This window comes from Spirosoma aureum (assembly GCF_011604685.1).
Lineage (GTDB): Bacteria > Bacteroidota > Bacteroidia > Cytophagales > Spirosomataceae > Spirosoma > Spirosoma aureum.
Genome location: NZ_CP050063.1, coordinates 711263 through 736743 on the forward strand (window position 1 = coordinate 711263; position 25481 = coordinate 736743).

General features: G+C 48.7%; 22 protein-coding genes. 14 read left to right on the plus strand and 8 right to left on the minus strand.

Annotated features, from left to right (window positions below):
• Window positions 1–118 precede the first annotated feature (118 nt).
• Together G8759_RS02870 and G8759_RS02875 are read left to right on the plus strand one after the other, a co-directional pair.
• Entirely contained in the window at window positions 119–2119 is a 2001-nt protein-coding gene (locus tag G8759_RS02870) for an OmpA family protein (protein ID WP_197933082.1), read from the plus strand.
• A 105-nt stretch (window positions 2120–2224) separates the two neighbouring features.
• Complete coding sequence (locus tag G8759_RS02875) at window positions 2225–3031, plus strand: TspO/MBR family protein (protein WP_167205038.1); 807 nt, start codon at window positions 2225–2227, stop codon at window positions 3029–3031.
• A gap of 36 nt (window positions 3032–3067) precedes the next feature.
• Here G8759_RS02875 and G8759_RS02880 read toward each other — a convergent pair whose 3' ends face one another.
• On the minus strand, window positions 3068–4489 hold the full coding sequence (locus tag G8759_RS02880; RefSeq protein ID WP_167205040.1) for a hypothetical protein: 1422 nt from the start codon (window positions 4487–4489) through the stop codon (window positions 3068–3070).
• Window positions 4490–4825: 336 nt separating this feature from the next.
• Window positions 4826–5263: a peptidylprolyl isomerase gene (locus G8759_RS02885; RefSeq protein WP_167205042.1), complete on the minus strand. Its 438-nt coding sequence runs from the start codon at window positions 5261–5263 to the stop codon at window positions 4826–4828.
• Window positions 5264–5425: 162 nt separating this feature from the next.
• On the opposite strand from G8759_RS02885, the gene G8759_RS02890 reads away from it, so the two are divergent.
• The 9 genes from G8759_RS02890 (at window position 5426) to G8759_RS02930 (ending at window position 16758) form a co-directional block, all read left to right on the plus strand.
• Entirely contained in the window at window positions 5426–6346 is a 921-nt protein-coding gene (locus G8759_RS02890; RefSeq protein WP_167205044.1) for a bifunctional helix-turn-helix transcriptional regulator/GNAT family N-acetyltransferase, read from the plus strand.
• 255 nt (window positions 6347–6601) lie between these two features.
• Window positions 6602–7534, plus strand: a complete 933-nt coding sequence (locus tag G8759_RS02895; protein ID WP_167205046.1) for a helix-turn-helix domain-containing protein — start codon at window positions 6602–6604, stop codon at window positions 7532–7534.
• A 169-nt stretch (window positions 7535–7703) separates the two neighbouring features.
• Window positions 7704–10880: an efflux RND transporter permease subunit gene (locus G8759_RS02900; RefSeq protein ID WP_167205048.1), complete on the plus strand. Its 3177-nt coding sequence runs from the start codon at window positions 7704–7706 to the stop codon at window positions 10878–10880.
• Window positions 10881–10882: 2 nt separating this feature from the next.
• Window positions 10883–11206: a DUF952 domain-containing protein gene (locus tag G8759_RS02905; protein WP_167205050.1), complete on the plus strand. Its 324-nt coding sequence runs from the start codon at window positions 10883–10885 to the stop codon at window positions 11204–11206.
• Complete coding sequence (locus G8759_RS02910; protein WP_167205052.1) at window positions 11203–12303, plus strand: efflux RND transporter periplasmic adaptor subunit; 1101 nt, start codon at window positions 11203–11205, stop codon at window positions 12301–12303. Before G8759_RS02905 ends, G8759_RS02910 begins: the two co-directional genes overlap by 4 nt.
• Window positions 12300–13796, plus strand: coding sequence for a TolC family protein (locus G8759_RS02915; protein WP_232074109.1), 1497 nt, complete (start codon window positions 12300–12302; stop codon window positions 13794–13796). The genes G8759_RS02910 and G8759_RS02915 overlap by 4 nt, the downstream gene beginning before the upstream one ends.
• Before the next feature lie 193 nt (window positions 13797–13989).
• Window positions 13990–15075 (plus strand): mannose-1-phosphate guanylyltransferase, encoded by a 1086-nt coding sequence (locus G8759_RS02920; RefSeq protein ID WP_167205054.1) that lies wholly within the window; start codon window positions 13990–13992, stop codon window positions 15073–15075.
• A gap of 159 nt (window positions 15076–15234) precedes the next feature.
• Window positions 15235–15771 (plus strand): hypothetical protein, encoded by a 537-nt coding sequence (locus G8759_RS02925; protein ID WP_167205056.1) that lies wholly within the window; start codon window positions 15235–15237, stop codon window positions 15769–15771.
• A gap of 69 nt (window positions 15772–15840) precedes the next feature.
• Window positions 15841–16758, plus strand: coding sequence for a serine hydrolase (locus tag G8759_RS02930; RefSeq protein ID WP_167205058.1), 918 nt, complete (start codon window positions 15841–15843; stop codon window positions 16756–16758).
• A gap of 5 nt (window positions 16759–16763) precedes the next feature.
• On the opposite strand, the gene bla is transcribed toward G8759_RS02930, so the two are convergent.
• From bla to G8759_RS02955, 5 genes are all read right to left on the minus strand, one after another.
• On the minus strand, window positions 16764–17513 hold the full coding sequence (gene bla / locus G8759_RS02935) for a subclass B1 metallo-beta-lactamase (RefSeq protein WP_167205060.1): 750 nt from the start codon (window positions 17511–17513) through the stop codon (window positions 16764–16766).
• Between the two features lie 91 nt (window positions 17514–17604).
• The gene (locus G8759_RS02940; RefSeq protein ID WP_167205062.1) at window positions 17605–18489 is read right to left on the minus strand and encodes a cyclase family protein; all 885 of its coding nucleotides are present in this window, start codon (window positions 18487–18489) and stop codon (window positions 17605–17607) included.
• 50 nt (window positions 18490–18539) lie between these two features.
• Entirely contained in the window at window positions 18540–19055 is a 516-nt protein-coding gene (locus G8759_RS02945) for a DinB family protein (protein ID WP_167205064.1), read from the minus strand.
• Between the two features lie 53 nt (window positions 19056–19108).
• Window positions 19109–20140, minus strand: coding sequence for a thiamine-phosphate kinase (gene thiL / locus G8759_RS02950; protein WP_167205066.1), 1032 nt, complete (start codon window positions 20138–20140; stop codon window positions 19109–19111).
• A 153-nt stretch (window positions 20141–20293) separates the two neighbouring features.
• Window positions 20294–20743 carry a hypothetical protein gene (locus G8759_RS02955; protein ID WP_162385916.1) on the minus strand — a complete coding sequence of 150 codons (450 nt, stop codon included), beginning with the start codon at window positions 20741–20743 and terminating at the stop codon, window positions 20294–20296.
• Window positions 20744–20850: 107 nt separating this feature from the next.
• On the opposite strand from G8759_RS02955, the gene G8759_RS02960 reads away from it, so the two are divergent.
• From G8759_RS02960 to G8759_RS02970, 3 genes are all read left to right on the plus strand, one after another.
• Window positions 20851–21102: a cytochrome b5 domain-containing protein gene (locus tag G8759_RS02960; RefSeq protein WP_167205069.1), complete on the plus strand. Its 252-nt coding sequence runs from the start codon at window positions 20851–20853 to the stop codon at window positions 21100–21102.
• A 58-nt stretch (window positions 21103–21160) separates the two neighbouring features.
• On the plus strand, window positions 21161–22015 hold the full coding sequence (locus G8759_RS02965; protein ID WP_167205071.1) for a BadF/BadG/BcrA/BcrD ATPase family protein: 855 nt from the start codon (window positions 21161–21163) through the stop codon (window positions 22013–22015).
• Between the two features lie 127 nt (window positions 22016–22142).
• Window positions 22143–23213 (plus strand): ferredoxin--NADP reductase, encoded by a 1071-nt coding sequence (locus tag G8759_RS02970; protein ID WP_167205073.1) that lies wholly within the window; start codon window positions 22143–22145, stop codon window positions 23211–23213.
• 58 nt (window positions 23214–23271) lie between these two features.
• Here the strand turns inward: G8759_RS02970 and G8759_RS02975 are convergent, their stop codons facing one another.
• Window positions 23272–25473 carry a M56 family metallopeptidase gene (locus tag G8759_RS02975; RefSeq protein ID WP_167205076.1) on the minus strand — a complete coding sequence of 734 codons (2202 nt, stop codon included), beginning with the start codon at window positions 25471–25473 and terminating at the stop codon, window positions 23272–23274.
• Between the last annotated feature and the right edge of the window lie 8 nt (window positions 25474–25481).

The following is a 25481-nucleotide window of genomic DNA, read 5'->3' on the forward strand; positions in this document are numbered from 1 at the left end:
AGGGCAAGTTTTTCCTTCTTGAACAATCCTCAATAAATACAGATTGTATTCGTTAAAAGTAAGACTCGCCCAAATTTGCCTATCTTGGGCGCGAAAATGCCTTTGCTTCATTATCTATATGAGAATCAATACGTTGTCTGTTTTGCTGGTAGCGCTGGGGTTGGCTACCGGACTGGCGGGCTGCAATTCAGCCATGCAGGCGTACAAAAAAGGCGTTCGTCATTACGACGCCGGGGAGTACAATCTAGCCTTAACTCAATTCGAGAAGGCTGCCAAAGGGAGCATTGATCCGGCGCGATTGAATTACTACGTGGCCGAATCCTATCGCTTGTCGAATCGATTTGGCGATGCTGTTCCTTTCTATCAGAAAGCCATCGAAGCTAAAACTACTGAACCCGAAGCCCGCTTCAATTATGCGTATGCGTTGAAGTCACAGGGTAACTATCCGGCTGCCCTGGAGCAGTTGCAGCAGTACGTAGCCAACGCGCCCAGAACGACGGCCAAACCCGTACTCGATAAGGCAAAACGCGAAATCGAAACGTTAAAGGCCATCGACATAATCGCGAAAAACAAGTCGCTCATTACCCTGAAGAACATGGGTAATCTTAACTCGCCGGGAACGGAATTTGCGCCCGTTGTGCGAGGGGAGGAATTGGTTTATACGGCTTCGAAAAAGGAGCAGGTTTATAAAAACAATGGCTTGCCCATGCTGGGCCTTTATAAAGCCAAGCTAAATCAAAACCCCGATGAGACCGGAAATCTCGTATCGGCAGGGCAGCCTGAGTTGTTCAGCAACAACGTATTTCAGGGTGATGTGAACGAAGGAACGCCCGCTTTCTCGAAAGATGGCAAAACCATGATTCTGGCTCGCGGTAATAATGGCAAACGCAAAGGTGGTCAGGATGTTGATCTCTTTATCAGCCGGTTGGGCGATAACAATACCTGGAGTCAGCCACTTCGGTTGCCCATCAGCGATTCGACCGCCTGGGATGGCTCCCCCGCTTTCTCTGCAGATGGGAAAACGCTCTACTTTGCATCAAACCGGGCTGGCGGAGCCGGTGGTATTGATCTGTACCGAACCAGTATCGACGCTTCGGGCCGGTTCAGCCGTCCGGTCAATATGGGCCGTGACATTAATACACCCGGTGATGAGATGTTTCCATACGTTGGTCAGAACGCCAAATTGTATTTTTCTTCTGACGGGCATCCTGGACTCGGCAAATTAGATGTATTTGTCGCAACGCGTTCGGGCGGAGTTACACGGGTCGAAAACATGGGGCAACCGATCAACTCACCCGCCGACGATTTTGGCCTGATTTATACCGACCCGACTAAGGGATTTCTGGCATCGAACCGAACCGGTGGCAAGGGCGACGATGACATTTATTTCTTTCAGGAGGGGCCTGCTGCTGATACGACGACTATTGTACAGAACAAACGCAATGGACCTAAAATGGTACGCTATTTCCTGGCTGGAACCGTTTCAGCGAATGAAACCCCTGTTGCCCCGCTCGATTCGGCGCGGGTTCGTATTCTGGACGACGCTACGGGGCAACCCATTGCCGAAGTGACAACGGGCCAGCCGGGCACCTTTGGTAAATATCCATTGCAGGAAGGCAAAGACTACACTATACTGGCAGAACGCAAAGGCTATCTGACCCGCCGGGAGCAGTTCACGATGCAGGGCAAGAGCATTCCGGATATTTTCCTGACTAAACCCGAAACCGACACCACATTCAACGTAGCTATCCTGCTCGATAAGGCAACGCTTAACAAAACGTTCGTATTGGAAAATATCTACTACGATCTCGATAAGTACAACATCCGGCCGGATGCCGCCGAGGAGCTCGATAAACTGGTCACAATTCTGAAGGACAACCCGACGCTAAAGATTGAGTTAAGCTCACATACCGACGTGCGGGCACCGGATGCATACAACATGAAACTGTCGCAGAACCGGGCCAAATCCGCCGTAGACTATATCGTATCGAAAGGCATCGATGCAAGCCGGATGGTTGCGAAGGGGTACGGCGAAACCCAACTGATTGTTAAAACCGCCAAAACTGAAGAAGAACATCAGCGTAACCGCCGGACGGAGTTTAAGATCCTGGAAATGTAGACGGATAAGCCTGTCATTCAGTTAAAAGGGTAATTGGTAAGCAGCGCCATAACAATTTGGCCCGTTTACCAATTACCCTTTTAACTGTTTAACCATTTACTCGCCATGAACGATAAACTTCGCCAATTTCTCGTCGTTTTCAGCATCATCTCGCTGATTGTGATGAACTACCTATCCAATACAGGCGCGTTTGGAGGGAGAACCAACGCCAATATATCCGATAAATATCACACGATGATTACGCCTGCGGGTTATGCTTTTTCGATCTGGGGAATCATTTTTCTGGGGATACTGGCATTCGCAATTTTTCAGGCGCTACCTGCACAGCGAACGAATCCGCGCTTTCGGTCAATCGGCTGGTGGGTTATTCTGAACGCGTTCTGCAATGCGATCTGGAGCCCACTGTTCAACAATGAACGCATCGGCCTGGCCTTAATTGTTATTCTGATTATGCTCTTCTCACTGGTTGTTATCGAGCAACAACTCCTTGAACGTCGGCATGAATCACTGCTACCTACTGATCCCGATGCAACATTGCCTGAATCAGCAGCCTCTCCCGCAGAAACCTGGATAGCCCGTATTCCATTTTCAATCTACTTCGGCTGGCTGACTGTAGCTACAATCCTGACTGTAGCGGTTTATCTGAAAGCAACGGATTTTAGCCTGATGGGGCTAAGCGAACAAACATGGGCCATCTCGATACTATTCGTCGGACTGCTTGTTGGAGCAGTGGTATTTAACCGATACCGGAGTGTTGCCTATATCCTGGTGTTTGCCTGGGCTTACGTGGCTATAGCCGTAGAGCAGGCAGGAAATGGGCAACTACCGCTGGTGGCCGGGGCCGGGGCAATTGTAGCGGTAGTGCTGGCGATTATAGGATTGATCTCCCGAAAAACTCCCGCGTATAGCTGAGTTATGGCCATCAGGTTGCCTATTCGATAAATAGGGCTAATGGATCATTAACTTGGTGAAATGACGCCTTCCATTGATGTAGGCTATTATAAAATAGAGGCCTGTTGACGGTTGCATTTTGGGCTGAATCAGCAATTCCTGTTTATTAATACGCGATTGGTTTACAGGAATTTCTACACCTAACACGTCTACCAGATGTACATCAGTTGCCATAGCTTCATCGATTAGCAGCCTGAATGGGGTGCTTTTATCAATTGGGTTAGGGTAAGCCGATAAACCACCGGCCGATGTATTGCTGTCACGATGAATAGAAATTATGCGTGAAGCTTGACTAGTTCCATCGGTGTCAACCTGGATCAAACGATAGTAATTGTCGCCTAAAGATGGGGTTTCGTCTGTAAATACGTAGGCTTGTCGTTGAGTGGTATTACCTCTTGATTTTACACTTCCCAGGCTATCGAAATGCTCTATATCTGTACTATGCTGTATCAAAAAATAGTCGGCATTTTTTTCCCAGGCTGTTTCCCATTCGAGCCTGACCGTGTTCTGCTCAAGGTGGCCTTTCCATAAAGTTAAACTTACTGGTAATGCGCTGTTTTCAAGGCTAAACGTACAAACTGCATCACCGCTTGGGTCTGCAATATTCATAATAACCAGCCGGGCTGGCAAGGCGCCACAGGGGGTATAGCCGGTGCCAATTTTGACACCGATTCCTAAGAACCCTTCGTTGCCCGCTGGAGATCGATCATCATTAAAGCCTGTATGCCCACTGGCATCTACATTCTGGATCAAAACAGCTTCACGGTGCCCCCATGCCGAGCCTATATCCTGATAGAGCCAGCTAAAAATGGCCTGTTCCACCACATACGTTGCTCCAGCCCCGCAGGACTGATAAGCATTTTCGGAACGGCCCATTGTATAGCTCCCCGCTCCATTTCGTTGCAGGCAATTGGCGGGATAAGTCGCTTCGACCCGCTGAAAAGGTGTGCTGCCATCTGCTCCTGTATGACCAAATGTATTGGTTGTAAATAAGTAATCAGCATGCCCTTGTGCGGTATTGTCCAGGGCTGTTTCTATGCCTTCCAATGGTTTGCCCAACACGGGGCCATTTCCATAGTTAATGCCTGCTCTGGCCTGACGTTCAGCATTTATCAGAAACAAAGCCCGCTGATTATCCGTAAAAGTAGCATAGCCAGCCGGTAGTACTAAGGTACCCAGGGAGTTGGGAGTCAGCCCTAGTTGTGTTTCTTCTGTGCGCCGTGCTTTATTGAAAGCAGCCGCAATTTGAGATGTGGACGAGAAGAAAGCAAACGGCGCAAAATCGGTTTCTGCTGTAGCTGTTAAAACGACGTCTGCCGTTAAGTTCGCAGGAGCCTGAGCTTTTATGCTATCTGCATACAATTGAAATACGACTACCAGTAAGCAGAGTGAGTGCTTAGGGTATAAAAATAACTTCATATAAATAGGGTTAGATGAGCGGAATAAAGAATTGATTAGCACAATAATCTTTACAAACATATTGTATATTATTGACTATATGATATACTAATTAATCTATGGTATATGTTTTATTGTGATTTATTAGAACTGAAGTTATTTAGGCTTTAGAAAAGCGCCGAGAAGCGGTTATTTTCTATCATTTCGACGAGGTTGGAACCTTAAAGTATGCCCATTTCTATACTATTATTGGAGATGATACCCTGAGCGAAAATCCTAATCTGGTCAGGTAGAAAATAAAAAAGCCACCCTAACAGAGAACTCTGTTAGGGTGGCTGTGTCAGCAGTTAGAAATCGTTACTCTTCCAGTATGGTGATACTGTTGATTTTATCGCCCTGACGAATCTCATCAATCACATCCAATCCTTCCACAACTTTGCCGAAAACGGTATGGTTGCGGTCGAGGTGTTGCGTGTTCTGGCGGTTGTGGCAGATGAAAAACTGCGAACCCCCTGTATTGCGGCCACGGTGTGCCATCGATAAAACACCACGGTCATGATACTGATTTTCGCCCGTTAATTCGCAATCAATTGTATAACCAGGTCCGCCAGCGCCAGTACCGGTTGGGTCACCACCCTGAATCATGAAGTTAGGAATGACACGGTGGAAGACAACACCATCGTAAAATCCTTTTTTAGCGAGCGTGATGAAATTATTAACCGCTTTAGGGGCATCTTTTTCGAAAAATTCGATCAACATTGTTCCCTTGTCGGTATTCATTTGTGCCTTTGGCATGACTAGAATCAATTTTGTTGTGACTGCAAAATTACGATGAATTCTGGTCTTGGTAGCACATGAAATAAAATCCTGAAACGCAGCGACTCATAGTCTAGTCACAATTAGTTGACTTTGTCAAGTATTGTAACTAATCTTGCGATGACATGATTAATACTGCCTATGGACTCCATTGCCAGCGTTCGTGCTTTTAACCGTTATTATACGAACATTATTGGTATTGTTGATCGTCACATACTGAACAGTAACCTTTCACTGGCCGAAGCCAGAATATTGTTCGAAATCAATAACCAGCCTGACTGCACCCAAACGCACCTGATAGATCAGCTTAACATAGATGCTGGCTATCTCAGTCGGATTATTAAGCACTTTGAGCGGGAGGGCTTTCTCCTGCGTAATCGATCTGCTACTGATGCCAGAACCAGTTATCTGACATTGACAGATACTGGGCAACAGCTGTTTCAAGCCTTGAATCATGCATCGGAGCAGGAGCTAAATACGTTAACGAACCACTTGACCGCCAGCCAACTGGAGCATTTGGTGGGCAGTATGAAAACGATTCAGGCGTTGTTAGATACCCCCGCTGATTTGCCGTCTGCAACGATCCGACATGACCTGCGGCCCGGCGATCCCGGATTGGTAGTGCAGCACCACGGTGTCTGGTATGCACCCGAGTTTGGGTATGATGTAAGCTTTGAAGGTTATGTGGCCAAAACACTGGGCGAGTTTGCCGAGCATTATTCACCTGATAAAGATCGGTTGTGGATAGCCGAAGCAGACAATAAGTTTATAGGGTCTATTGCTGTTGTCGGTCGCCCTGATCGAGTTGGGCAATTGCGGTGGTTTCTGTTGGATAAGGCATTTCGAGGGCAAGGTATTGGCAAAAAACTAGTCGACCAGACCCTGGCGTTTTGTCGGGAGCGAGGCTATACCAGTCTGTATTTATGGACAACTGCCGATCAGGTAACGGCCCACCATTTATATAAACGGGTAGGTTTTGTTCTAACCGAAGAGCGCGAACCAGTTCGGCTATGGGGTCAAAATATTCAGGAACAACGCTACGAAGTGAGTCTACAGTCTTAATGGCTTGTGCAGTATGTTTCAGAGCTGGTTGATAAATTTATTCTTTGAATAAGTCAATACTTTTGATTCGTTTTTTTAGAATAATGCAACTAAATTGCCTGATAGTAAGTTAAAAACGAAAATCGCATCGTATCAACTTCTTGATTTTATTCAATTATACTTAGTGCTGTTTTTGATTGGTGAGTAGTATTACTGCGTAGGTTTCACTAGTCGCTCGTCGTTGCTGTTTCGTGTTTGTATTTTCGCCAGTCTGCCGTGGAAACTCAACCAATTCCCTACTACGATAATCTGCCTGATTTTTTGAAGGCAGTCAAATCGATTGACTCGACAAATCGTTGTTTTGGTATTTTTCCGTTCGAACAATTCGGCGGTCCGGGTGAGGTGATTCCGCCTTTCCGGAGTAGTACGTATGTGGCAGCATTAGTGACCGAAGGCACTGGCTCGATTCATCTTGATGGCGTTCCTTATCACATTCAACCGGGCACCTTGTATTTCCTGCGTCCCTGGACGGTTCGGGCAATCCGTAAGAATGATCAGTGGCACGGTTATGTACTGATGTTTACGTCGGAATACGTGGCCAAACGGTCGGTTCTTTCCGATCCAATGCGGGAGTACCCCTTTTTCCGCAAGGGCGCGCAGCCGTTGATTCACATTACGCCGGATGAATCAAACGAATTGCACAATCAATTTGAGTCGATCGATACTGAATTTGGTCACCCAACGCGTTCCAAAGCAGATCGGCTGGATCTGGTGTATCATTTGCTTCAGGCATTGTTTATTAAGAGCCGGCATATTTACCGTGAAACGCTCTCGGCCATCGACTATTCGCAGCCTGTGTCTTTAGTTGAGCGGTTTCAGAGTTTGTTACAGATGTACTATTTGCCTGATCCCAATCAGGAAACGCCGATTGTCCTGACCGTACACGAAGCGGCTGATCGATTGCATATCCATCCCCATTATTTGAGCGATATTCTAAAAAAATATACGGGTAAAACAGCGCTTCAGCACATTCGCGAGCGAACAGCGTTCGAAGCTCAGAATTTAATTCGAAATACAGATCTGACCGTGGCCGAAATTGGGTACCAGCTCCGTTTCGAAGACCCTTCGAATTTTACCAAATTTTTTAAAAGCATAACCGGCCTAACACCCCGTGCCTACCGCGAACAACTGTACGCAATAGCAGCATAACGTGCTTTACTGGTAGTTATTCCAGAGCTAATTTTAGGAATCTGCATTTTTTACCAGTGAATCTACCAAACCTACCTGTTTTGGCGATAGGCAAGCATCTAATTTTGACCCATTACTAGATAGAGTTAAAACTTAATTCTGTGAGTACAAATTACTTGCCTGCTTTATCATGTGGATTGTTCGCTTAGCACTTGAAAAAAAATACACCATCGCCGTGATGGCGCTGTTGATTATGATCATGGGCGGGCTATCGGTTACGCAAATGCCAACCGATATTTTTCCCAAGATCAACATTCCGGTCGTATCCGTATTATGGGGATATACGGGACTGTCGACCAATGAAATGGAGAAGATGATCACCAACTTCTCCGAGACTTCCATCATCAACAACGTTAGTGATATTCAGCGGCTCGAATCGCAGACTTATAATGGGACGGCTGTGCTGAAAATCTATTTTCAGCCAACGGTAAAGATTGAGGAGGCCATTGCGCAGGTAACGGCCATATCGCAGACCATTCTGGTTCGGATGCCGCCCGGCACGCAGCCGCCCCTCATCGTGCGCTATAACGCCACTGATGTACCAGTACTGCAATTAGGATTATCGTCGGACAGTTTGACCGAACCCCAGATAACGGACTATGCTCAGACTCGCGTTCGTCCTCAGATTTCGACCGTTCCGGGCAGCCGCTTATCGCAGGCATTCGGCGGTAAAACCCGCCAGATTATGGTCGATCTGGAGCCCGATCAGCTGGTTGCGTATAACGTAACGCCCGAAGAAGTCCTGAGCGCCGTTGCCAATCAGAACCTGACACTGCCGGGTGGTTCGCTCCGGCTCGGCGAGCGCGAATACAACGTTCGCCTGAATTCAAAGCCGGACGTTATTACAACCTTAAACGACGTACCCATCAAGATCGTTGGTGGTTCGACCGTTCACATGCGCGATGTGGCCAATGTGCACGATGGAGCCGCTGTGCAGGCGAATATCGTCAAGCAGGACGGCAGCAAAGGGGTGTTGATGAGTATTGTTAAGACAGGTAACGCATCAACCACAGAGATCGTCGATAAGATTCGTAACCAGATTCTCCCTACGGTTCGTGCAGCAGCCCCGTCGAACCTCCGGATTCAGGAACTGTTCGATCAGTCGGTATTCGTGCGTGCATCGATCAAAGGCGTGTTGGTTGAAGGCTTGATCGCGGCTCTGCTTACGGCAGCTATGATTCTCTTGTTTTTGGGAAGCTGGCGCAGTACGCTGATTGTTGCAATCTCCATTCCGTTGTCAATTCTGGCGTCACTGATTACACTCTATTTACTGGGCGAAACCCTGAATATCCAGACGCTGGGCGGCCTGGCGCTTGCAATCGGTATTCTGGTCGATGATGCGACCGTAACGATTGAGAACATTCACCGGAATGAGGAATTAGGTATGCCCTTGCGGCAGGCTATTCTGGAAGGTGCCCAGCAGATTGCTACGCCGACCCTTGTTTCTACCCTAACGATCTGTATTGTATTTACGTCGGTACTCTTTCTGGAAGGCCCGGCCCGATTCCTGTTTGGGCCGCTGGCCGAAGCCGTCGTATTCGCCATGCTGGCATCGTACCTGCTTTCGCGGACACTGGTTCCGGCGCTGGCTGACCTGATGTTACGCGGAGAATCGCATGGAGCTGGCGGCTCGGAACACGCAACCACGCAACGGACATCGTTCTTTGGCCAACTGTATAAAGGATTCAATGCCGGATTTGACCGCTTTCAGACCCGTTATATGAGTGCGCTGGAATGGGTGCTCAATCACCGTCGGGCAGTATTGGCCTTGTTTGTCGCTATTGTAGCGTTCACGGTTGTTTTAGTACCATTTGTTGGCCGTGATTTCTTCCCAAGAGTCGATGCCGGGCAGATAAAACTGCATTTGCGGGCACCAGCCGGTACACGACTCGAAACGGCTGAACAGGTCGCTGCACAAACGGCCGAAATTGTTCGGGAGGTTATTCCGGAAGATGAAGTTGGGTCGATCATCAGTAACATTGGTCTGACCTCAGAACGCTATAACTTTATCTTCACGGATAATTCGTCGGTAGGGTCATCGGATGCAGAACTGCTCATTTCGCTCAACGAAGAACGATCGCACCCAACCGATGACTATGTGCGGGAGTTGCGGGCGCGGTTGCGGGAGGAGATGCCTGATGTTACCTATTTCTTCCTGCCAGCCGATATTGTTAGCCAGATCCTGAATTTCGGCTTGACGTCGGCTATCGATGTGCAGGTTTCGGGCTTCGACCGGGCCAATAATCTTAAAGTAGCCCGCGAAATGCGGGATAAAATTGCCCAGATTCCTGGCGCAGTCGACGTGCATTTGCATCAGGTGCTGGATGCGCCCGAACTATTTCTGGATGTTGACCGCGAACGGGCCGGACAGTTTGGCCTGACGGAACAACGGATAGCATCGAACCTGAACATCTCGCTCAGCGGTACGGGTCAGACGCGCCCCAACTTCTGGCCTGATCCGAATACGGGATTCCCGTATCTGATTGCTGTACAGACGCCCCCTTATAAGCTCGATTCGTACGAAAAATTGCTGCGGACGCCAATTGTACCAGGTCAGGTAACGCCCCAGCTACTCAGTAACGTTACATCGGTGAAGCGGACAATGGCACCCGTCATTATCAACCGCGTGAACACCCAACCGAGTTATGATGTCTATGCATCTGTTGAAAAAACGGATTTGGGGTCGGTGGCGAAAGCGTTGGAAGCACTCACAGCAGAATATAAAACCCAGCTCAAGCCAGGTAATGTGATTACGCTCCGGGGACAGGTTGAAAGTATGGAAAGCGCCTTCAGCCGCCTTGGATTAGGTATCGTCTTCGCGGCTTTGTTTGTATACCTGCTCATGGTTGTCAATTTCCAGTCGTTCCGGTATCCATTCATTATCATTACCGCTTTGCCAGGTGCTTTGTGCGGCATGGTCTGGATGCTTTTCCTGACCGGAACAACCTTCAGTATCCCGTCGTTGATGGGGGCCATTATGAGTGTGGGAGTCGCAACGGCCAACAGTATTTTGCTGGTTAGCTTTGCTAAAGATCATTTGCCAGAAGTTGCTGGAAATGCCTATGAAGCGGCTCTTGAAGCAGGGCGGACGCGGCTTCGTCCGATTTTGATGACGGCTATTGCCATGATAATCGGGATGTTACCCATGTCACTTGGTCTGGGTGAAGGGGGTGAGCAAAACGCTCCACTTGGCCGGGCGGTTATTGGCGGATTGATTCTGGCAACCTTCACGACCTTGTTGTTTGTACCGGTTGTGTTTAGCTATCTGGCTCGTAAAACAACAAAGTCCCAACCTGCTGAAGCGTAACAATGGACTTGATTTATCATATCGTTCCAGCGTCGGTCTGGACGAACTACGAAACAGAATTGACCTATGAAGCCGACAGTTTACGGACTGAAGGCTTCATTCATCTGTCTACGAAAGAGCAGGTGCCAGGTGTGATGGAGCGGTATTATCAGAACGTACCTGATTTATTACTGCTCCATGTCGATCCGGCCCAGTTGCTCCATGAGTTAAAATATGAGGTTTCGACTAACAACGAACGTTTTCCGCATCTCTATGGCCCACTTAACAAAGATGCCGTTTTGACCGTAGAACGTTTGAACCAATTGCCTATCAATCAACCTGTATGAAAGCGTTACGAGTTATCATTCCCCTGTTGCTATTGATCGCGCTGTTTGTGTTTGCGGGTGTACTGCCGCGCATAAAGAACAGCCAGGAGCTGAAAGCTGCGGCCACTGAAGAACGAAATCGCGAACCGATTGTGAACGTTGTGTCGCTCAAACACTCGTCTGACACGACCGGTTTGACGTTGCCCGGCCAGATTCAGCCCTATCGTCAGACACCCCTTTATGCCCGAACCCAGGGTTTTTTGCGTCGCTGGTATGTCGATATCGGTGCGCAGGTAAAGCAAGGCCAGGTTCTGGCAACGATCGATGCGCCTGAACTTGATCAGGATATTGTCCGGGCCAAAGCCGACCAGCAACTGGCACAAACGAATCTGGAACGCTTACAGAGCGTTCAGTTGCCGGGCGCCGTTGCGAAGCAGGATGTCGATACCCGTCAGTCGGCGGTTGCTGTAGCACAGGCAACCCTGGGTCGCTTGCAGGCCCTGAAAGATTTACAGCAGGTGCGTGCTCCCTTTAGTGGTGTCATTACGGCTCGGACGGCTGAAAACGGAACACTGGTGTCGCCGGGATCAGGACAACCGCTTTTTACAATCTCCGAATTAGGTACGTTGCGGGTTTTCGTCGATGTGCCACAAACCTATTATCAGTCTGTGAAGGTGGGCATGCCAGCAACGGTTGTCATACCAGAGTTGAAAAATCGAACATTTCTGGGAAAAGTTGTCCGAACATCGGGTACGTTGCGCAGCGATTCGCGAACTTTGCTGGCTGAAGTCGCGATTCCGAATCCAAAGCAGGAATTACCATCGGGTTTATACAGTCAGGTACGATTTGATATGATTGCAGCCAACTCGCCCGTTCTGATTCCGGCGAATGCGTTGCAGATGACCTCGGATGGCCCACGGGTTGTGGTTGTCGAGTCGGATCAGCGCGTACGATTTGTGCCGATTACACTTGGTCGTGATTATGGAACAACGCTCGAAGCATCGAGTGGTCTGACGGGTCAGGAACGTGTCGTAACCAATCCTAATGATCGGCTCCGCGATGGCCAGAAGGTCCGCTTTCGCAAACCAGTTGCTGAAAAAACTGTAGCCCAACGATGAATAAAAGTATAATGTATAGTTTTTTGCGGTCGGTACTCCGATTTGTTGCCGTTGTCGCTCCGATTTATTGTTATACAGCAAAGGCTCAAACAACACCTCTTAATGCGCCGGGAGGGTCGGTAACCGTGCAACCGGGTTCGTCTCCAACGGGGTCGACGGGTACGGTTGCTCCTGCCATGTCTTCCATTGAGACACCAGATCCTAATGCGCCGGTGCCCGCCTTGACAATCAGTGGCTTCAAGCGGTTTGGCGATCCTATGCTTGAGTCGCTTATTCAACTGGGTTTGGATAATAGTCCGAATTTAAAGGCGGCTTTAAGTCGTTTGGAAGAGTCGCGGATTCGGGTTAAAGTGGCGCAATCATTTTTGTCGCCGTCTCTACGGAGTTCATTGCTCGCTACAACACAGAGCCTATCTGAACACCGCCCTCTTTCGGTTGCAACGGCGGCACCAGATCAGCTTCCTCGTTTTCAGTTGAATACGCTTCAGCTGCTACCGATCGATGCCAGCTATGAACTGGATTTATTTAAAAGGATCCGAAGCAGCATTGCCGTCGCTGATTTGCAGGCGCAGGCCAGCGATGCCGATTTTCAGTCGTTCCGGCTCACGCTGGCTTCCGATATTGCCCGTACCTACATGCTTATTCGGGGAAACGATGCTGAACAGGCCGTTTTCCGCCGGAATATTCAGTCTCGTGATACAACACTGTCCATTATTCGTGAACGGTTTCGGGTTGGGCTGATCAATCAGATCGATGTGCAACGGGCCGAAACAGATTATGCGACCCTGCAAGTGACGCTTAAAGGGCTTGAGCGAGCACGTACTGAGCTGGTCAATGGTCTTGCCCAATTGTGTGCTCAGGACCCTTCGCAGTTTTCTGTTCCGGCCGGAACGTTGCCAGCAACGGTGCCGACCTATCCATATGCGGCTGTTCAGGTTGATCAATTACAGCGCCGTCCGGACCTGTTGCAGTTTACACGTCAGAATCAGATTGCCGCTGCTCAGGTTACCCTTCAACAGGCCAGTACATTGCCAAGAGTAACCCTGGTTGGATCAGGCGGGGTGTTGTCGGGCCGACTTGGGCCGTGGTTTACACCCAGCAGTGCAACGTACATTGTTGGTATTAATGCATCGGTCCCGTTGTACGAAGGCCATCGGGCGCGTCAGAACATCCTGCTTTCCAAACAGCTCACGCAGACCAGCCAGCAGACCTATTTTCAGGCGTTGCAACTTGCGCAACGTGATGCCGAAACGGCTCTAGATAATTTAACCCTGTTACGTCAGCAAATAGATTTGCAGGGGCAAACACTAACCCTGGCCCGCCGAACAGAACAATACAACCGTGAATTATATGTTCGTGGACTGGCAACTTATCTGGAGGTTCTGGATGCGCAACGGACAATTTTAACGACTGAGCAGCAACTGGTCCAGCTTAGAAGCCAGGAAACGCAATATGCCGTAGCTCTACTAAGAGCCGTCGGCGGGGATTGGTAGTTTAGGTATTTTTCATTTGAGTAACATAAATAATCGAATAGATGGCGGAGTTGGCTATTTGTTCGATTATTTTTGTTAGTCGGTTAGGCTATTACGTTTATCATTCCCTAAGAATCCTGAACTATTATGGCGTTTTTAGGTAAGATAGTAGCAACTTTACCACATTGTCCCTATTCTTTTACGAGCATTACCAATGAATCATACGTATGTTATCATTATGGCAGGGGGCGTCGGAACGCGGTTTTGGCCCTTTAGCCGGACAAGTTATCCAAAGCAATTTCATGATGTTCTAGGCACTGGCCGAACACTTCTTCAACAAACTGCCGACCGTTTCAACGGTGTTTGCCCTCCCGAAAATATCTTCATCGTTACCAGTTCTTTATACAAGGATCTGTGCCAGCAACAACTGCCGCAGCTTACCGATGACCAGGTACTGTGTGAACCCATTGCGCGCAATACGGCTCCCTGTATTGCCTATGCCTGTTATAAAATTGCCCAGCACGACCCGGAAGCGAACATCATAGTCGCTCCAGCCGACCATATTATTCTGAAGGAGGAAGAGTTTCAGCGCACGATTCTTACCGCTCTGGAAGCCACAAAAAATCAGGATATTCTGGTAACGCTGGGCATCCAGCCGAGCCGCCCCGATACTGGATATGGTTATATTCAGTACATCCCGGAGCCGGATCAGGCAAACACAAAGCAACATCCATTGCGGGTAAAAACGTTTACTGAGAAACCGCATCTTGAACTGGCGCAACAATTTGTTGAAAGTGGCGAATTTGTCTGGAACGCCGGGATTTTCGTCTGGAATGTGCAGTCAATAATCAGCGCCTTCAAAAAGTATCTGCCCGAAGTTGCCGAGATTTTTGACGAAGGGAAAGAAGATTATTATACAGTAAGCGAGGCTGCTTTTATTGACAAAGCCTACTCATTGACGAAGAGCATTTCCATTGATAACGGTATCATGGAAAAAGCGGAGAACGTTTTTGTTGTGCTGAGCGACTTTGGCTGGTCGGATCTGGGTACCTGGAAATCATTGTATGAAGTATCGGACAAGAACGACGACTTCAATGTGATCGATGGCCATGTTTTACTGTACGACACCAAAAACTGCATCATTAAAACGCCTAAAGATCGGCTGGTAGCTATCAATGGGCTGGATGGGTTTATTGTAGCCGAATATGACAATGTGCTGATGATCTGCCGGAAAGAAGACGAGCAGAAAGTTAAAGCCTTTGTTGCCGACGCTAAAGAAAGAGGCACACATTTTGTATAGTTTTAGTATATGAGCCTGGCAGAGAGGTATGTATGGCCCTCTGCCAGGCTTTTGTAATGAATACCAGACTGATAAACCCGTCAATCTGATAAAAACAATGTAGTCAGAGCAATCCTGAGGAAAATGCTTTCGTTAGTTTTGCGAACTGCCAACTGACTTGTGAAAAAAATCTTCCTATCCTTCTCTGTTTGCCTGCTGGTAGTCGGTTTTCTGGCCGACTGTAAAGATCCCTATCAGGACTTTTCGCCCGGTGCGGGTGACCCGCGTATTACGGGTACCTGGCAGCTTTATGAGCGGCAGTTTCCTAAGGATTCACTACTGTATACGAGAAATTATACCTACGGCGTAATCATTGTCGATAAACGCGAAGTGAAGGTAGTGCGCGATTCGACACTTACCTCCCGCGATACATTATTCTTTGCCCGTCGGAGATACGGAGCGGTTCCCGCTCAAACGCTCACCTTTGCCCCTGATGGAAAACTGACGGCCAGTGGTGATGAAATGAGTTACTATAATCCTATAAAACTCTATCGTGTTGATTCAACGGAACAGGACGGATTAGGGGTCAAGCTATATGTCAATACCAATCGGGCTAATCAGTACTTCCGCCAGGGTGTGCTGTTCAAGCAGGATACATTGCTATTGAGGCCAAAATGCGACGGCGACTGCTACCTCAAGTTTTTTCGAGTACGATAAAATCGCTGTTTTTCGCTTGATATGCCCCATATTTGGCTAAATTGGCTGACTATAAATCATATTGTATATATGGCGCTTTTACCTTACCGGCCTATCGGGCTGACGGTTATTTTATTGTGTTTGTCGGGCTTGGGAGTAGTTGCTGTTTGCCAGTCCAGAGCAACAAAACTCGATCAGTTGCGGCAGCAAATCAATCAGGAGCTGGCGAAGCAGAGTGGTGTCTTTGCCGTTGCTTTTAAAGACTTAGGTACGGGGCAAGAGCTGTTCATTCGGGAACATGATGTCTTTCATGCCGCTAGTACCATGAAAACACCCGTCATGATTGAGGTGTATAAGCAAGTGGCCCAGAAACGGCTGTCGTTATCTGACTCTATCCCCATAAAAACCGAGTTTAAAAGTATTGTCGATGGGAGTCCGTATAGCCTGAAGGCGCAGACGGATAGTGATACCAATATTTATAAGGAAGTTGGAACGAAACGGACGCTGGTGTCGCTGGTTTACGACATGATTATTCTGAGCAGCAACCTGGCGACAAACCTGGTTATTGAACAGGCAGATGCCCAAAAAGTAACGCAAACGATGCGTGAATTGGGGGCAAAAGACATACAGGTCCGGCGCGGTGTTGAAGATTCGAAAGCCTTTGAGCAGGGGCTTAACAACACAACAACTGCTTACGATTTAATGGTGATTTTTGAGAAAATTGCTACCGGGCAGGCAGTCAATCCGGAAGCGTCAAAAGCAATGATTAACATATTGCTCGACCAGCGCTTTACGTCGAAAATCCCGGCCAAACTACCGAAAGAGGTCAAGGTTGCGCACAAGACTGGCTCCATCAAGGGCGTTTCCCACGACTCGGGCATTGTTTTCCTGCCCGATGGCCGCCAATATGTCCTGGTTCTTTTATCGAAAGATCTCAAAAACGATCAGGCGGCCGAAGATACCCTGGCAACGGTTTCGGAGTTGATTTATCAATATGTGAAAGGGTAGTTGTATCAACCGCCTTTACGGTCCAATAGATTTATTGTACGCTGCAAGGCCGGATGACCGAATGGAATTGCGATCGACGTATCGTTTGTTTTCCAGCTTTGATGCCCCGGAACGAGTAGGTCGATCTTGGGAAAGCGTTCGTGTACGCGACGGATTGTCGCAGGCCATTCGCTTAGATCGGCGTCGGCAATATTGCCTAATCCACTGGCTTCAACGCTTTTAACCAAACACCCCCCGAAGAGAAGTTTCTGTTTCGGTAACCACACGACGATATTATCGGGAGAATGGCCGGGGCCCGGAAAGTAGGTTTCAATTCGTACGCCACCTATGTACAGCGTGGTATCATTCGGTAAAATGGCGTCAGGGACCGGATGGTTTTTCGCTTTGGCCAGTCTGGCCGTTAAAGGTGTGCAAATCACTCTGGTACCTTGCCGCCGTAGCAGTTCTGTACCGGCCAGCCGATCATCATGAGCATGAGTAATGATAGCTAATAAGACGGGTCGTTTCAGGTTGGTACTGATCCAGTCGAGAAGCTGGCGTGTCTGGAGCGTATCCCAGGGTGTATCGACCAGAACAACGCCTTTTTTCGTTTCAATGACCAAGCCATTTGACGGAAAAGGCTGGCCACTATACAGCATGTAGGACGTGTGAACGTAAATGGAGGGCTTGATCGATTCGACCCGGAACTCTGGCGATTGAGCGAAGAGGGATTGTCCAATCAGGAAACTGATCAGCGCAAAACATAAATACCGCATAAGCGACGTAAGTTGATCTGGACTTTTCTATTGAACGTAAACCTAGCCAAAAACATAAGAATACAGGCGATAATACGAGCGATCGGTCGCGTCAGTTAAGCTTAGCCAGAGCCCGCACCGGAAATGTACCGACGCCTTTAAATTTTGGCGGGGCAGCACTAAACGTAAAGCCGTCGGTTGGCAGCAACGATAAGTTACAGAGGTGCTCGACAATTAAAATGTCGGCACCCAGTAAAGTAGTATGTACTGGACGGCTTTTACCACGTGTATCGTCAATATTGTGTGAGTCAATACCAACCAGCTTTACACCACAATCACGCAGATATGTAGCGGCCCCAGCCGTCAGGAATGGGTGGTTTTCGTAATAAGTTTCGGTATTCCAGAATTGATCCCAGCCGGTACGTATCAGAACGGCGCGATTTCTGATTTCATAGTTTTGTAAATGGCTCTCTGTGACGGCCAACGTTTCGGTATAAGGAACATGAATAACGGTGCCATCTAAATCCGTAAACGCTTCCAGCCCCACTTCTGATAGGTCTTTGCCCTGTTCATACCGATGAAAAGGACAATCTATATACGTACCGGTATTGGTAACCATCTCAATCTTGCCAATCTGAAATTCGGTACCCGCTTCATAAAACTGCCGGGAGGTCTCACGGCTCAGGTAGTCGCAGATAATGGGGGCCGGAAGACCTTTGTAGGTGACAAGCCCGTCTTCGATGGTGTGGCTCAGATCGATCAACCGGCTTTGTTTCGCTTCACGAATGGAGGCTCTTTTGTGGGCTTCCGTCAGGATTTCTTTGTTGAGAATCTTGGCCTTGCCGACCATCAATAGGCAGAGATCGGCAATGATATAGTCAATTAAAGCCTGCTCTGAAATGTCTTCGCCTTCAAGATCTAATCGAAAGTCTTCTCCCTTTAGGCTGCCACCATTGGTGAAATATAACTCAAAATCGAATTTGACCCGCTTTTGCATTTTGTGATTGATTTGGCCGACTGATAATAAATCAGGCGTTCTACGGTCTGCTAACTGAGCGTATTTGATTGCTCCACTCGATTGTTTTCGTTGAAAAAGAGAAACAGTTCTGTCACTACAGGCTGATACCCCAACATTCTGACCATGTTTGTGATTTGTCCCCGGTGGTAAGTGCCGTGGTTAACCACATGATTAATTGTTTGCCACAGCAGGAGCGCGTAGGTATCGCCTTTTTTCGTCGTAAACCGAACGCTTCGTTCCAGTTGGTCTGGCAGGCATATTGAAAAATAGGACTCTATATCATCCTGAATTGGCTCCCAAATTGCCTGAATCTCTTCTACGGAGTTCGTGATCCAATGAGCAGGAAGCATAGCCAACGGCTCCCCTTGCCATCGTTTGAGCCAAAGCCAGTCTGATTCAAGTAAATGCCGAATGGTTAACTTTAGCGAAGGAAAACTGCCACCCAGTTCTTTCTCAAAATCAGGCTGAGGGAAATCCCGTAATTGAGCTAAAACACGTTGGTTTGACTGGATATTGTACTCAATTAAACTTTTGTAGTGATCCATACTAGCCTGATACTAAGAATCAGGCGCACCACTCAGGCGGTGCGCCTGACGTTTTATGACTTCGCTAAACTCTCCCAGCCTTGTGCACGAATGGGTGTCTGCTGGCCTGCTTTGGTCGCCAAAACAACCTGATCCGGATTGGCCGTTAGGTAGCCGATAGCCGTTATTCGGGCGTTGGTCGACAATTTGTCAAACTCCTGTGGGCGTACTGTGAAGAGTAATTCATAATCCTCTCCACCATTCAGGGCAGCCGTGATCGGGCTGATTTTAAATTCATCAGCGGCTAAGTGCGTCTGATCATCAACCGGGATGTTTTCGTCAAAAATAACAGCACCTGTACCTGATTGTCGGCAGATGTGAAGCAACTCAGACGCCAATCCGTCCGAAATATCAATCATCGCCGTGGGGCGAATGCCCAGATCGCGAAGTTCATGAACAATGTCGGTGCGGGCATCGGGTCGGAGCTGACGCTGGATCAGATACGACCGTTCTTCCGATAAATTGGGCTGCATGTTCGGATCGGCCAGGTAAACCTGCTTCTCTCGTTCCAGTAATTGAAGGCCTAGGTAAGCCGCTCCCAGATCGCCGGTAACGCAGACTACATCATTAGGCTGAGCGGTATTCCGATAAGTAATCAGGTCTTTAGGGACTTTGCCCAGCACCGATATCGAAATAATCAGCCCCGACCGCGAGGCTGTTGTGTCGCCACCCACTAAATCGACATTATAGGCCTCACAAGCCATTCGAATGCCTTCGTATAATTCATCGACAGCTTCGACCGGAAACCGGCTGCTCAGCCCAATAGATACGGTAAGCTGAAGTGGCAGGCCATTCATCGCTGCAATGTCTGACACATTAACGGCTACGGCTTTATAGCCCAGGTGTTTTAATGGAACATACATGAGGTCGAAATGAATGCCCTCAACGAGCATATCGGTAGCCAGGAGGCCATAATCATCTCCCCAGTTAAAAACAGCCGCATCGTCGCCGATACCACGAACGGTATCAGCGTGTTTCGGAGCTGGCGTTGCCTGTCGGATACGTTCAATCAGGCCAAATTCGCCAATGGTATTAAGATCAGTCATAATTGTAAGCAGTTAACAGCCAGCAAGTGATCGTAAAGAACTTTCGCCGGCAGCTATTGGTACGGGCCGCTGCCGGGGCTGCTAACGGATAATAGAAAAAAGCCGTTCCACTTGACCTATGGAACGGCTTAGATAAAAAAAAGATTGCGAAACCTACGGATTTGAGAGCGTGTATTTCACTATTTTATTACCTGTCTTCTGACTGGTTTTCGTCCGGGTTATCACTAATTCTGAGTCGCTGATCGAGTTGATGGTAAATTCGATCGTCCCGTTATCACCAGTTGGTGGAGGGGTTAAATTCGATAGTACAAGGCTAGTTTCTGTAGGAACAGAATATTGTCCAGTAAATTTGCTTCCTTCGAACTCCGTGTTCGAGACGGTCGGCGGTGCACTTAAATCAAGCCGATAATTGGAGTAACCGGGCTGCGGATTGCTCGTTGCCCCTTTCGTATAAACCGTTACATTGTCCCATTCGATCTTATTGGCTGTCCACACTTTAGCGATGCGTTCAGAAACGGGAGGAGTTTTGGTTCCACCACAACCCGTTAGCAGACTGACAAGCACCGTTAGGGAAAGAAAAGCGATAAGGGTAGTCTTTCTCATTGTAAATTGTTGCATATAAACAGAAGTGGCTAAAGTTACACTATTTTTGTTGTCACCCGCAAATTTCATGCCCTCAATAATTGCTGGTTTGACTGAACGGATCACGAATGTCTATTGACCCGCTTTTACCAAGAAATTATACCCGAGCCCAACTGGCCCTTCGTAATGGTTCCGATCGTGATGAGATCTGGTGCGCCTATGCTGGTATTATCTACGACGTATCGACCTCACGACTCTGGCGAAACGGCAAACATTACGAACATTGGGCTGGTCAGGATCTGACCGACGAACTTGTCGATGCTCCACATGCTGACTGGGTGTTTGCTAAATTCCCAGTCGTCGGGCGTCTGGTCTATTAGGTTTATGGTTTTGGGCCGCAAGGCTTCACTAAAGATCGTAAATCGTAACTACTAAGTCATGAACGATATTCTTATTGCTGATAGCGGATCTACCAAAACCGATTGGCGACTTGTTAGCGCTGATGGGGTGACCCGCGCTATTCAAACGAACGGTTTTAATCCCTATTATCAAACGACAGAACAGATTATTAGTACGCTACAGGTTCAGTTGCTGCCTGAACTGAATGATGCGACCATAACGTCTGCCTTCTTCTATGGTGCGGGGTGCAGCGGCCCGGCCGTAAATTACATCATATCAGATGCCTTACGGGCAGTGCTTCCTGATCTGGCAGTCGTTGAGGTAAATAGTGATATGTTGGGTGCCGCACGAGGAGCAGCCGGGCGTGAGCCGGGAATCGTTTGTATTTTAGGAACCGGATCAAATGCCTGTTGCTATGATGGACACTCTATTTCGCGCAGTATTCAAACGCTGGGATTCTGGCTTGGCGACGAAGGGAGTGGTGGGTATTTGGGAAAAACCATTGTTCGGGATTTTTTTCAGGAGCGCCTACCGGTTCATTTGAAAGCTGCTTTTCAAAAACGGTATGCACTCGACCGCTCGACGCTGCTGGAAAATGCTTACCAAAAACCATTTCCGAATCGTTATTTCGCGTCGTTTACTCCGTTTCTGTCCGAGCATATCGCAGACGCCTATATCGACCGGCTGGTAACAGATGCTTTCTCTTTATTCCTGTCGACCTACGTAACTGGTTTTCCTGAAGCCGATCTGCAGCCGGTTCACTTTGTGGGATCAATTGCTCATTATTTTGCAGAACAATTGCAGAAAGCCGTCAAACAAACCGGTTTAACAATGGGTCGTATCCTAAAAGCACCTGCCACTAAGTTGGTTGATTTTCATAGGCAAGCTGTGTGATGTACCTTTGTGATTGGTTTATAGGTTTACAGTTTTGGATTTACAGTTTTGGGCATTCTGGTAGTGGTAGGCCGGACAACCGTAAACTAAAACCGGAGATCATAAACTGGCAACAACCTGAATAGTAATGGCAAATCGGTATTTTTTAAAAATAAAAGAGGTTGTTCGGGAAACGCCGGACGCTGTAACAATCACCTTCTGGCATCCGCTTAACGAAGAAGTACGCTATCAGCCGGGTCAGTTTTTGACGTTTCTGCTGAACATAAATGGACAGAAAGTAAGACGATCCTACTCCATGGCATCTTCTCCTCATGTCGATGTATCGCTGGCGGTGTCGGTGAAACGGGTGCCAGGTGGGTTGGTCTCCAATTATTTGTATGACCACGCCAAAGCGGGCGATATTCTCGAAACGCTGGAACCAATGGGCACCTTTGTGCCAAAACTGGACACCAAAAATCGACGGACTCTGGTTCTGATAGGAGCAGGAAGCGGTATTACACCGCTGTTTTCGATGGCTAAATCGGCACTGCACGTTGAGCCGAATAGCCGCATTTGGCTCATCTATGGCAACCGTAGTCAGGAAACGATTATTTACAAGGCACATCTGGACGCTATGGAACAGGCTTACGGTTCCTCGCGCTTTCGGGTGACGCATGTGCTAAGCCAGCCAACCCATAGCTGGACGGGTCCTGAAGGTCGTTTGAATCAGCATACGATTACGAAACTGATTGATTCGCTGCCGTATGCCGATCGTCAGAATGCGAGCTTTTATTTGTGCGGCCCCGATGGCATGATGGCCGAAGCCCGTTCTGCCTTATCGCTGGTTGGCATCCCCACCGATCGTGTCTATAAGGAAAGTTATATGACTACACCCGTTGCGGCTGGCGAGGTTGTCGAAGAGCCGTTGGCCGCTGGTGATGACGGTGCGCCTGAAGTTACGGTTCTGTATGAGGGCAGCGAGTATAAATTTGCCGTAGGGCCGCATCAGACCATTCTGGAAGCCGCTCTGGATCTGGATATTGACCTGCCTTATTCCTGTCAGGCGGGTATGTGTACGGCCTGTATGGGCCGCTGTATTTCGGGTAAAGTGAAATTAGACGAAGAAGATGGTCTGTCGGAATCCGAACTGAAAGCGGGCTATGTACTAACCTGCGTGGCTCACCCCGTTGGCAGAGATGTCGTGATTGAAATAGAGTAATCTTCTCCAGAAGTGCTGTAAAAATGAAGCCCGACTCTTGCTGAGTCGGGCTTCATTTTTATTTATTGGGCTTCGGGGCCGGAGCAACCTTAGGGACAGCACGTGGAGTAGCTGACCGGGCCGGTGCTGGGGCAATAGAGGGCACGGGTGCAATCGCGGGTGCTGGCACCGGCGATACGCGGACCGATGGTGCAGCCGGAGCCGCGGGTGTTGCCAGACGGCTACGCACTGCTCTTGGTGCCCGCGGAGCCCGGAACATCCGGGTAGGGGCAGTTGATCGACTATACGAAAAACCGCTGTGATCCATGTCATCCAGGGAAATCCGTGCCATACCTTCACTGTATCTGCCCATTTCTCTGGAAAGCTTTTCCATTTGTCGGTCTAACTGTTCGGCTTCCCGTTCCAGCTTTTCCATGGGTTGCCGGGTTGTTTCCAGCTTTTCCCGGGCTTCTTCGAGCTGTTTATCTAATTCGCCAATGCCAAGCTCCTGTTTTTTTATTTCTGGTTCGAGCTGTTCAAGCTGCTTTTCAATAGCTGCCGGATCACCTTTCACCTTTCCATCATCGGATGAATTCAGGATGTGCTGCCGTTTGTCAAGAATTCGCTGCCGTTCTTCCAGGAGTCGTTGTTTGCGCCATTCGAGTGTTTCCTGATTGCGCCCAAACTCTTCAATCGGGAACCGAAGCTTCTCCATTTGGCGGTGTAGGGCTTCCATTTGTTTGGCTTGCAGTGCCATGAGCCGACTCAGGCTGTCAATTTGGCCCTGGTGCAACGTGCGCAGCCGATCGAGCGAATCGGAGAGTGGTTGCAACTGCGATAAAGAAGCCAATGCCTGATTGGTAATGTTATCGTAGTTGATCTTATTGAGGGTAGCTAGTGAAGCCTCTATGCCAGTCTCGGTCGAAACAGCAATGTTATCATAATCGATATGAGCCAGGCCTTCGCTTAACGCGTGCATGCCCGAATCGAACCCATTGTTTTTCTCGATAATCGTCAACAGAATATCTCGATCTGTCTGCGGAATATTGTCGAGCGAAAGCTGGCCGGTCTCAACCTGATCGAGCTGTCGTTGCAGCCGGGCAACGCGGGCTGCCGGTAGTTTCTGACCTTTCCAGATTACGTAGCTGACTTTCTTGCTATCGGCCATACCGTACTCCGAATTGCCGTCGATTTTATGTTTACGCGTAGCCTGTGGCTGCTTATGCCGTGGTTTAGGCTGTTGTTGGATGGCGTAAACCGATGCGCTGACCAGTAAAAGTGTGGCTAACGTTAACCCCGCCAGACTACCGTTTGAGACAACTGGGCGCGTTGGTACACCCAGCATGCGCCGAACCCGGTGAAGAAGTAGTTGACGCTTTGTGGTCAACGCCATTGCCAGTGAAGGGGTCATACTCGATTGTAACAGCCGAAGTTCTTCAACGCGGGCCAGCGCCTGTGCTAACGTGCGACCATCGCCCCCACAGGCCTCTACCGCCAGATCATCGCAACAGTGTTCCCGTTCTTCCCGTACGCGCGCTGATAGCCACCAGATGGCTGGATGGAAGAAATAAAGTACTTCCATAACGGACTGTAGGAGATTTACCGCATAATCATGCCGTTTAACATGCGCCAGTTCATGAGCTAGCACGGCTTCAATTTCACGCATCGACAGGTTCGTTGCCAGGCCGATAGGAAGTAGCAAAACGGGTTTTATCGTGCCAACGACCATAGGAACAGCTATCCGGGCTGATTCACGAACGTGCACAATTGATCGGATAAGCAGCGTTGACCGAAGCCGATTGGCAAGCTCCCACCAGCGATCTGAAACGGGTTGGGTAGCGGTTCGGCTGAGGTGCTGCAAATAAAGCCAGCCGCCGGTAAGACGTAGGCCAAACAGGGCAACGCCGATTAGATAAATCAACACAAACTGACTCAGGTGTGCATCAAGAAAGAACTGAATCTGCTTATGCCAGGGTAATGTTTGCGATACGGTTTGCCAGTGGATAGCAAATGATCGCATTGGCAACGTAGCGTCAGGAGTGGGCGTGCTGGGTATGATCGGTTTATAGTACCAGCCAAAGGTGCCAACGGAGGCCACTACCTGAGCAAGCAGTGCCAGTACGCCTACCCGGTAACGGACCACACTTGTGTGGCTACGGAGCATATGCAATAGTAGGGCTGTAGACAATACCAGAGCGAAACCCTGCCAGAGGGCGTGGAATAGAGTCCAGCCCAACGCATAGATGACTGGACTCGACAGATGATAAGTGATGCTGTTCATGACAAAAC